The sequence below is a fragment of the Archangium sp. genome (assembly GCF_036389735.1).
Classification (GTDB): Bacteria; Myxococcota; Myxococcia; order Myxococcales; family Myxococcaceae; genus Archangium.
The window spans coordinates 1-9,437 of record NZ_DASVWK010000402.1 but is presented as its reverse complement, the minus strand read 5'-3'; the positions used below and the strand labels follow the sequence as shown (position 1 = coordinate 9,437).

Annotated in this window: 8 protein-coding genes and 1 pseudogene; 5 read left to right on the top strand and 4 right to left on the bottom strand. The window is 70.9% G+C overall.

The window, feature by feature from the left end; genetic code table 11:
* Positions 1-95: 95 nt before the first annotated feature.
* The 3 genes from VF794_RS14570 (at position 96) to VF794_RS14560 (ending at position 2,779) form a co-directional block, all read left to right on the top strand.
* Entirely contained in the window at positions 96-1,304 is a 1,209-nt protein-coding gene (locus VF794_RS14570) for a vWA domain-containing protein (RefSeq protein WP_331110793.1), read from the top strand.
* A gap of 60 nt (positions 1,305-1,364) precedes the next feature.
* Positions 1,365-2,228, top strand: coding sequence for an SDR family oxidoreductase (locus tag VF794_RS14565; protein ID WP_331110791.1), 864 nt, complete (start codon positions 1,365-1,367; stop codon positions 2,226-2,228).
* A gap of 110 nt (positions 2,229-2,338) precedes the next feature.
* Positions 2,339-2,779, top strand: coding sequence for an organic hydroperoxide resistance protein (locus VF794_RS14560; protein WP_331110789.1), 441 nt, complete (start codon positions 2,339-2,341; stop codon positions 2,777-2,779).
* A 73-nt stretch (positions 2,780-2,852) separates the two neighbouring features.
* On the opposite strand, the gene VF794_RS14555 is transcribed toward VF794_RS14560, so the two are convergent.
* Positions 2,853-3,176, bottom strand: coding sequence for a DUF4286 family protein (locus VF794_RS14555; RefSeq protein WP_331110787.1), 324 nt, complete (start codon positions 3,174-3,176; stop codon positions 2,853-2,855).
* Positions 3,173-4,384 (bottom strand): DUF6068 family protein, encoded by a 1,212-nt coding sequence (locus tag VF794_RS14550; protein ID WP_331110785.1) that lies wholly within the window; start codon positions 4,382-4,384, stop codon positions 3,173-3,175. The genes VF794_RS14555 and VF794_RS14550 overlap by 4 nt, the downstream gene beginning before the upstream one ends.
* A gap of 56 nt (positions 4,385-4,440) precedes the next feature.
* Between VF794_RS14550 and VF794_RS14545 the strand changes: the two genes are divergently transcribed.
* Positions 4,441-6,468 (top strand): hypothetical protein, encoded by a 2,028-nt coding sequence (locus VF794_RS14545; RefSeq protein WP_331110783.1) that lies wholly within the window; start codon positions 4,441-4,443, stop codon positions 6,466-6,468.
* A gap of 3 nt (positions 6,469-6,471) precedes the next feature.
* The gene (locus VF794_RS14540) at positions 6,472-7,062 is read left to right on the top strand and encodes an ankyrin repeat domain-containing protein (RefSeq protein WP_331110781.1); all 591 of its coding nucleotides are present in this window, start codon (positions 6,472-6,474) and stop codon (positions 7,060-7,062) included.
* 1 nt (position 7,063) lies between these two features.
* Here the strand turns inward: VF794_RS14540 and VF794_RS14535 are convergent, their stop codons facing one another.
* Both VF794_RS14535 and VF794_RS14530 read right to left on the bottom strand, forming a co-directional pair.
* Positions 7,064-8,752 (bottom strand): amidohydrolase, encoded by a 1,689-nt coding sequence (locus VF794_RS14535; protein ID WP_331110779.1) that lies wholly within the window; start codon positions 8,750-8,752, stop codon positions 7,064-7,066.
* Positions 8,753-8,837: 85 nt separating this feature from the next.
* Positions 8,838-9,437 (bottom strand): annotated as a pseudogene (locus VF794_RS14530) (biotin transporter BioY); the annotation flags it as partial.

Sequence of the window (9,437 nt, the reverse complement as noted above, 5' to 3'; positions counted from 1 at the left end):
CCTGGGGGCGCTGCTCAAGCGCGAGCAGGACCTGATGGCGGTGGCGGAGGCCTTCGGGCGGGGCCGCCGGACGAAGGCCTGAGCGGGAGCGCGCCATGTTCCTGCCCTTCCTCTACGAGTTGCGGCGGCGCGGGGTGCCGGTGGGCGCCCAGGAGGCGCTCGCGCTGGCGGGAGCGCTGAAGGCGGGGCTGCACGACAGCTCGCTGGACGGCTTCTACCATGTGGCGCGGGCCCTGCTGGTGCACGCGGAGACGCACCTGGACGCCTTCGACCAGGCCTTCCTGGCGCATTTCAAGGGCATGGAGGGCTCGGGGCAGCAGCTCGCCCAGGAGTTGCTGGAGTGGCTGAAGGAGGCGCGCGAGCGGCGCGAGCTCACCCCCGAGGAGCGGGCGCTGCTGGAGCAGCTCGACGTGGAGGAGCTGGAGAAGCTCTTCCAACAGCGTCTGGAGGAGCAGCGCGAGCGGCACGACGGCGGGCCGAAGTGGATTGGGACGGGGGGCGCGTCGCCCTTCGGGCACTCGGGCCACCCGCGCGAGGGCTTCCGGGTGGGAGGCGAGGGCGCCCAGGGGGCCGGCGGTCGCATGGCGATGAAGATCGCCGGGGCGCGCAAGTACCAGGGCTACCGGGGCGACGTGGTGCTGGACACGCGGCAGCTCGCGGTGGCGCTGCGCAAGCTGCGGGCCTTCGCTCGAGAGGGCGTGCCGGACGAGCTGGACGTGGAGGGCACCATCGCGGCCACGGCGAAGAACGCGGGCGAGCTGGAGGTGGTGACGCGCCCGCCGCGCCGGCCCAACACGCGCGTGGTGCTGATGATGGACGTGGGCGGCTCCATGGACCCGTGGGCTCACCTGGTGAGCCGGCTCTTCTCGGTGGCGAAGCAGGCCACGCACTTCAAGGAGCTGCGCACCTACTACTTCCACAACTGCGTGTATGGGCGCGTGTTCGACTCGCCCTATCTGTCGGGCGGCATCAGCGTGCCGGACCTGCTGGGGCAGGTGGGACGTCACCACAAGCTGGTCGTGGTGGGCGATGCGTTGATGGCGCCGTACGAGCTGACCATGCGCACCAACTCCGAGGGCCGCTACGACCCGGTGGACGGCAAGGAGGGGCTGGTGTGGCTGATGGAGCTGGCGCGGCACTTCGAGCGCAGCGCATGGCTCAACCCGGAGCCTCCGCAGACGTGGCGGGGCAACACCATCCAGGCCGTGAAGAACGTCTTCGACATGTTCCCGCTGACGCTGGAGGGACTGGGCGAGGCGGTGGCGCACCTGACGAAGGGACGCATGGTGCGCGGACGCCGGTAGCTGGGGTAACGTCGACTCCTCAACGGGGCTCCTTTGCTCCGTGCAACAGGGGAAGACGCGATGGCGACGACGATTCTGGTGACGGGTGCCACGGGCACCATTGGCTCGCAGGTGGTGTCCGCGCTGAAGGGCCGCAATGAGGTGACGGTGCGCGCGGCGGTGCGCAGCGCGGCCAAGGCCGAGGCTCTCAAGGGTGGCAACGTGACGCCCGTGGACTTCGAGTATACGAAGCCGGAGCAGATCCAGAAGGCCGTCGAGGGCGTGGAGAAGCTCTTCCTCGTCACGCCCTTCGCCCAGGACCAGGTGGACCTGGCCGCCCGCCTTGTCGACTTCGCCAAGGCCGCGGGCGTGAAGCACATCGTGAAGCTGTCGGCCATGGGCACGGAGTTCGAGCCGAGCATCCAGCTCGCGCGGTGGCACCGGACCGTCGAGCGCTACATCCTCGGCTCGGGCCTGAAGTACACCTTCCTCAAGCCCAACAACTTCATGGAGAACTTCATCGGCTACTACCCGCCGGCCAAGGACGGCAACATCTACCTGCCCTGGGGCCAGGGCGCGTGCAGCTTCATCGCGGGCGCGGACGTCGCCGCGGTGGCCGCCGAGGCGCTCACCACGAGCGCCCACGAGAACAAGGCCTATGCCCTGACGGGCCCCGAGGCCTTCACCATCGCCCAGGCCGCCGCCACCATCGGCGAGGTGTCGGGCCGCAAGGTGAACTATGTGGACGTGCCCGAGGCCGCCGCGAACAAGGCCATGCTCGACATGGGCATGCCAGCGTGGATGGTGGACGGGATGATGGAGCTGCACGGCATCAACAAGGCGGGCTACGCCGCGCAGGTGACGGACACGGTGCAGAAGGTGGCCGGCCGCGCGCCGATGAGCTTCGCCCAGTTCGCCAAGCAGCACGCCGCGGCCTGGAAGTGAGCCCTCGCCAACACTGAGGAGCCGGGGCTCCTCCGGATAGCGATGCACGCGACGGGCGAGGGGGTTAGAAGGGGCGCTCCACTCGCAGTCGATTCCGGAGGAGTTCCCTCATGGCCCCCGTCTCCATCCAGCCGCTCTACACCGCCACCGCCACCTCCCACGGAGGCCGCAACGGCCGCGTCCGCACGGACAACGGGACGATCGACATGCCGCTCACGATGCCCAAGGCGCTGGGCGGTGCGGAGGCCGCTGGCTCCACCAACCCCGAGCAGCTCTTCGCGGCGGGCTATTCGGCGTGCTTCGAGGGCGCGCTGCGGCTGGTGGCCGGGAAGATGAACAAGCAGATCAAGGACGCCCACATCACGGCCAAGGCGACCATCGGGAAGACCCAGGCGGGCGGCTTCGGCCTGGCGGTGGAGCTGCACGGCAAGCTCGCGGGAGTGTCCCAGGCCGAGGCGGACGAGCTGATGCACGCGGCGCACAAGGTGTGCCCGTACTCGCTGGCGACGCAGGGCAACATCGACGTGAAGCTGTCGTCCGAGGTGGCCTGAACCGAGCCCCTCCACCCTCTCCCACCGGGAGAGGGGACGGGAGGACGCGGGCCCAGGGTTGAGCCCGTGTCCCTCAGCCGAAGCTGGCGACCTCGGTGAGGATGGCGCGGGAGGGCCGCGTCACCTCGCCGAAGTGCTTGTCCGACTCGGCGCGCAGGTGCTTCGCGGCCTCACTGGCCACGTAGCGGTGCACGTCCTCCAGGCTCGTCAGCTCGTAGTGGCACACGTAGCGCACCCAGCCGTCCGGGGCGTTCGTCGTGTCCTTCCACTTGCGGCAGCGCAGGAAGCCGGGCTGGCGCAGCACCTCGGGGACGTGGACGTCCTCGTGCCAGCGGTTCCACGCCTCCTCGGAGGCGGGCAGGACCTCGATGGTGACGACGTAGAGCGCGGCCTTCACTTCGGCCCTCCCGTCAGCCAGGTGCCCCACCGCACGAGCCGCGTGCCGCCCTCGGGCTCACGCTTGCCGCCGGAGGCGAGGCGCTCGGTCCCCTCGGTGAGCGTCTGGAAACGCGCCTCGTAGGGCAGGCCGGAGAGCACCGGGGCCCACGGGTCGGCCGCGTAGGTCTCCGAGAAGACGCGCTGGATGCCCTCCGCGGTCTCGGTGCGCTGGGCGGTGAGGGCGGGCACGTCGCGCCCCTCGGCGGTGAAGGTGCCCCGAGTCCCGGACGCGGCGGCGGCCGGAGGCCAGCCCCCCTCGCTCTGGGCCGAGAAGGGCAGGCCCATCAGCACGTCCTCGAGGGGCTCCGGCTCGGCCTGGGAGAAGTCGGAGCAGGGGGCGGCATGGGTGTCGATGGGGCCCTCGGTGCGCAGGAGGAAGCCGCGCTCGGCGGCGAAGCACACGCGCTGCACGGAGGGCGACGGGCCCACGTCCACGCGCCGGTCGTACCAGGTGCCGGGGCCCAGCGGACGCTCCAGCGCGGGCGGCGCGGCGGTGGTGGCGGCCGAGCCCTCGTGCAGCTCGCGCAGCGTGAGCTGGAAGGTGCCCGCGACGCCGCCGAAGCCGGAGAGCGTGGTGCTCGCGTTGAGCAGGCCGTGGGTGAGGTAGAGCGGGCCGGGCTGGACGGCGTACACGCGCGTCTGGAGCGGACCATCCACGGGGCGCGCGTCGTTGACGTAGCGCAGGGCGTCCCAGTCGCGGCCGGCGGCGGAGGCGCGCTCGGCGGTGGACTCGCCCTGGGGCTTCAGCTCCAGCGCGCGCGTCCCATCCGTGCGCACGGGAATGACGAGGTCCTGCGCGAGCCGCGCCTGGGGCAGGGGCTTGCCGGCCTCATCGCTGAAGGACAGGCGCACCCAGACCCAGGGCTGCTGCACGGCCACCACCTCCAGCGTCGCCTGGCCGCTGAGGGTGCTCGGGGTGCCGCCGCCCGCGCGACGCTCGGTGCCCGCGGGGCCCTGGGTGGAGGTGAAGGCGTAGGTGACCCGGTCACCCACGTGGGCGTGCCGCCAGGAGGACTCGCCGGACTGCACGGTCACGGGCTTCTGGGCCTGGGGGTCGGAGGGGGAGGGGCCGCTCGACTTCGTGCTCTCGCAACCCGGGAGGAGGGACAGGGCGGCGCCCAACAGCGCGGCCAGGGGAAGAGGGGAGTGGGAGTGGCGCATTCGCATGTGAGACTTGATACACCGGGAGTGTATTCACGCCACCTTTCGCCGGAGTCGCGCGCATGCCCCCGTCCCTGCCCATCCGTCGCGTCGTCCTCTACAAGCATGGAGTCGGCTACTTCGAGCGCCGGGGGAAGGTGAGTGGAAGTGAGACGCTCCACTTCGACTTCAAGGCGCGGGACATGAACGACGTCCTCAAGTCGATGACGGTGCTCGACCTGTCGGGCGGCTCGGTGTCGGCGGTGAGCTACGACTCCACCAAGCCGCTGGAGCAACTGCTGAAGGAGGCCACCATCCGGATTCCCGACTCGGGCAGCCTCACGGCGCTGCTGGGGCAGGTGAAGGGCACCCGGGTGCGCGTGCGCGTGGGCAGGGAGAATCAGGTGGAGGGCGTCATCGTGGGGCTGGAGACGCTGCCGGTGGCCCAGGGCGAGACGGCGGTGCACCGGCCCTTCCTGACGCTGCTGGTGGGCGCGTCGCTGCGCAGCTTCGACCTGCTGGAGGTGGCGGAGCTGACCTTCCTGGACGACACGGTGCGCAAGGACCTGGAGTTCTACCTGGCCACGGTGCTGTCCTCGTACAAGAAGGACACCAAGCGGCTGTCGGTGCTGACGGCGGGCGAGGGGGAGCGGGAGCTGTTCGCCTCGTACGTGCTGGAAGCGCCGGTGTGGAAGACGAGCTACCGCATCCTCGTGGAGGAGGGGGAGAAGCCGCTGCTCCAGGGCTGGGCGGTGGTGGACAACACGGGGGACGAGGACTGGGTGGACGTGGACCTGGCGCTCATCGCCGGGCTGCCGGTGTCCTTCGTGCACGACCTGTACAGCCCGCGCTACATGCAGCGGCCGGTGGTGGAGGTGCGCACCGAGGCGGCCGCGGCCCCCGTCATCCCCGAGGAGGGCTTTGGGGCACTGGCGGACGAGGAGGTGATGCTGGCCGAGGAGGAGCCGATGGACATGGAGATGTCCATGGCCCCGGCCGCCTCGGCGCCCGCGCCCAAGAGCTTCAGGACGCTGGGTGGGCCGCGGGGCGGCCCGAGCCGGCGCGAGGCGATGGAGCGCAGCGTGGGGGTGAAGACGCTGACGAAGGAGGTGGGGGATCTCTTCGAGTACCGGGTGGACCACCCGGTGACGGTGCACCGCAACCAGAGCGCGCTGGTGCCCATCCTTCACCGGCCCTTCGAGGGCAGGCGGGTGCTGCTCTACAACCGCACCACGCGCGAGAAGAACCCCATGGCGTGCATCGAGCTGAAGAACACCACGGGGCTGACGTTGGAGGGCGGGCCGGTGACGGTGACGGAGGCGGACACGTACGTGGGCGAGGCGATGCTCGACACGATGAAGCCGGACGACACGCGCTTCGTACCGTACGCGGTGGAGCTGGGGTGCGTGGTGTCGGTGGAGGACCGGATGGAGGACGGGCCGGTGTTCCGCGCGGTGGTGAGCCACGGGATGTTGATGGTGGAGTACTACCACCTGCGGCGCACGCTCTACACGGTGCGCAACAAGGCGAAGCGGGCGCAGACGCTGTTCCTGGAGCACCCGCGCACGGGCATGGAGTTGACGGACACGCCGGAGCCGGCGGAGACGACGGACAACTTCCACCGCTTCAAGCTGGAGTTGGTGGCGAGCAGCGAGCGGGAACTCACCGTCACCGAGCGCACGACGGGACATCGCTCCTGGTACTTCTCGAACACCGGGCTGGACGAGGTGCGCTTCTTCCTGGACTCGGGCTACATCGACGAGCGGGTGGCCCAGGGCGTCCGGGAGGTCATCTCCATCCGGGAGAAGGTGGCGCGACTCGACCAGGAGGAGCAGCGGCTGAACAACGAGCGGGCCCGGCTCTTCAAGGACCAGGAGCGCATCCGCTCCAACATCGAGTCCCTCAAGAGCGGGGCCTCGCAGCGCGAGCTGTCCGAGCGCTTCGTGACGAAGCTGAACGAGCAGGAGGACCGGTTGGAGGCCATCGCCCGGGAGCTGGAGCGGGTGGAGCGCGAGAAGCGCGAGGCGCAGCAAGAGGTGGACCGCAAACTCCAGGCGCTGGCCTTCACGGCGGACCTCGGCACGCCGGCCTCCAACGAGCGCAAGGGGTAGCGCATGCTGAATCCAAAGTCAGAGGGGGCCCAGAGCATGTACGGCCGGGGCGTGTTGCTCGCCCTGGCCCTGGTGGTGGGAGTGCTGGTCCTGCCGGTGCTGTGGTTCGAGGTCCTGCGCTTCCAGTCCGCCCGGCACCTGTCGATGGCCGTGGGCAGGGGGGACGCCCTGTCCACCCACCTGTGGCTCCTGATCGTGGACCCGAACAACATGGCCTATCCGCCGCTGGTACAGGCCGCGGAGGCGGGGAACGAGGACATGGTCCGCCTGCTCCTGATGAGGGGCGCGGATGTGAACTACAGAGGGAAGGAGGGCCCCACCGCCTTCCAGATGGCCGCCAGCCGGGGGCACCTCGAGGTCATGCGGCGACTCGTCGCGGCCGGGGCGCATGAGGATGACGGATATGCACTGGCCATGGCCAGCCGCGACTGCCGACCGGAGGCCGTGAAGCTCCTGCTCGGCCAGGGGGGCTGGGAACCGAAGAAGCCCCTTCGGCCCGCGATGGTGATGTGGGCGCGGAGTGAGGCCGAGGAGAAGGGGTGCGAAGCCGTGCTGCGACTCCTTCCCCCCGAGCCCCCGGCCCCCGCTCCGTGAGCTACGGAGCGCGGTGGACCTCGGTGCCGGCCACCACCGTGAGCTTCACCTGTGCCTTGAGCAGCTCCGCCACGGGCGCCTCCACCGGGTCCACCGAGAACGCCACGAAGTCCGCGTCCATGCCGGGCTTGAGCCGGCCCCGCTCCTTCTCCGCGAACGCCGCGTAGGCCGCGCCCGCCGTGAAGCCCTCCAGCGCCTCCTCACCACTCAGGCGCTGGTCGGGGTACCACCCGCTCGGGGGCTTGCCCTCCGCGTCCTGCCGCGTGCGTGCCGCGTACAGTCCCAGCAACACGTCCGGCCGCTCCACCGGGAAGTCACTGCCGAGCGCCAGCGGCGTCCCGGACTCCTTCAGCTTCCGCCACGCGTACGCGCCCTTGATGCGCTCGGGCCCCACGCGCCTCTCCGCCCACGGCATGTCGCTCGTGGCGTGCGTGGGCTGCATGCTCGCGATGAAGCCGCTCGCGCCGAGCCTGGCGATGTCCTCCAGCCGCATCACCTGCGCATGCTCCACCCGGTGCCGCCCGTCGCGCGTCCCCGTGGCCTCGGCCGAGCGCACCAGCGTCTCCAGCACCAGCGTGTTCGCCCGGTCTCCAATCGCGTGCGTCGCCACCTGGAAGCCTCGCGCCATGAAGGCCCGCACCCGCGCCTCGTACTCCTCGGGCGTCAGCAGCAGCAGCCCCTGGTGGCCCGGCTCGTCACTGTACGGCGCGTGCAGTGCCGCACCCCGGCTCCCCAGCGCTCCGTCCAGGAGCAGCTTCACCGACCGCATCGTCAGCATCCGGCCCTGGAAGGGGCCCTCGCTCAGGTACGTCTCGCGGGCCGCGCCCTGACCGTCCGCCATCGCGTAGACGCGCACCGGCAGCTTGCCCTCCTTGTCCCAGCGCTGGAGCAGGCGGTAGGTGCGCAGGTCCATCCCCGCGTCGTGCACCTCCGTCAGCCCCACCTCCGCGCACCGCACGAGCGCCGCGGCGAGCTGCGCCTCCCGCTGCGCCTCCGTGGGCGGCGGCAACACCGCCGCCACCAGGTCCATCGCGTTGTCCACGAGCACACCCGTGGGCTCACCGTCCGGGCCGCGCAGGATGCGGCCACCCGAGGGGTCCGGCGTGTCGCGCGTTATCCTCGCCCGCCGCAGTGCCTCGCCGTTCACCCACAGCGCGTGACCGTCCACGCGCTCGAGCACCACGGGCGTCCTGGGCAGCTTCGCGTCGAACTCGGCCCGGCCGGGGAACTCCTTCTCCGGCCAGTCGTTCTGGTCCCACCCGCGGCCGATCAGCCAGTCCCCCTGCCAGGCCGTGGCGGGCGCGGCCACCACGCGCGAGAGGACCTCCTCGCGCGAACCCGTGCCCTCCAGGTTCACCGCCGCGAGGCTCTGCCCAAGCCCCGAGAGGTGTCCGTGCGCGTCGGTGGGGCCGGGCACCACCGTCGCCTCCCCGAGGTCCACCACCCGCGCGCCCTCTCCCGCCGAGGCCAGCACTTCCTCCCGGCCGCCCACCGCGAGCACCTTCCCCGCGCGCACGGAGAGCGCCTCGGCGATGGGCCGCTCCGCATCGAGCGTCCGCACACGCCGCGCCACGTACACGGTGGTGGTGGAAGGAGAGGGGGGCTGCCGCGCCTCGGAACCATGCCGGGCACAACCGGCCACGCTCGCGACGAGGAGCACCGCGCCAAGGAAGGACTGCTTGCCGTGCATCGCACACCTTTCGGATTGCCCCGGAGGACGGGGACGGTGGGCGTTGCACTCTGGCGCACTCGCGCGCGAGTGGGAATGAATGGGTTCAGCGCTTCACGGGCTCGGCGACCCCCTTCCGCATCGCGTCATCCAGCAGCGCCCGGACCTTCTTCTCGGCCTCCCGGCCGTGCGCCTCCATCTTCTCGCCGAGCTCCTCCATCTGCTCGCCGTACTCCTCCATCTCATCGCCGTACTTCTCCATCTCGTCACCCAGGGCGTCCATCCGCCGGCCGATCTCGTCCATCTGTCGGCTGAGCTCGTCCTGCTGCCGGTTGAGCGCCTCCTGCTCGCGCTCGAGCTGCTCTTCCTGGCGCTTGCCTTCCGGGGTCTCATCCCCGCCCCGCCGCTGCAGGCGGGCCTGTGCCAGGGCCAGCTCCGCGTGCTTCCGCCCCAGCTCTCCCTGCTTCGCGCCGAGCTCCGCCTGCTTCACCCCCAGCTCGGCCTGCTTCTCGCCAATCTCCGCCTGCTTCTTGCCGACCTCGGCCTGCTTCCCGCCCAGCTCCGTCTGCTTCTTGTCGACCGCCTCCTCCAGCTGGAAGGCGGACTCGACGGCCTTCAGCGTCCCCGGATCGCGGATGAGGTACTCCTGCTCTCCCCGGCGCACGTAGAGGATGGGCTCCTTCCCGCCCTCCGCCAGGGAGCGGGC

Bases quoted from the DNA above. Each gene is read 5' to 3' on its own strand.
- VF794_RS14540 (WP_331110781.1), top strand. From the start codon at position 6,472: ATGCTGAATCCAAAGTCAGAGGGGGCCCAGAGCATGTACGGCCGGGGC.
- VF794_RS14550 (WP_331110785.1), bottom strand. From the start codon at position 4,384: ATGCGAATGCGCCACTCCCACTCCCCTCTTCCCCTGGCCGCGCTGTTG.
- VF794_RS14545 (WP_331110783.1), top strand. From the start codon at position 4,441: ATGCCCCCGTCCCTGCCCATCCGTCGCGTCGTCCTCTACAAGCATGGA.
- VF794_RS14535 (WP_331110779.1), bottom strand. From the start codon at position 8,752: ATGCACGGCAAGCAGTCCTTCCTTGGCGCGGTGCTCCTCGTCGCGAGC.
- VF794_RS14565 (WP_331110791.1), top strand. From the start codon at position 1,365: ATGGCGACGACGATTCTGGTGACGGGTGCCACGGGCACCATTGGCTCG.
- VF794_RS14570 (WP_331110793.1), top strand. From the start codon at position 96: ATGTTCCTGCCCTTCCTCTACGAGTTGCGGCGGCGCGGGGTGCCGGTG.
- VF794_RS14560 (WP_331110789.1), top strand. From the start codon at position 2,339: ATGGCCCCCGTCTCCATCCAGCCGCTCTACACCGCCACCGCCACCTCC.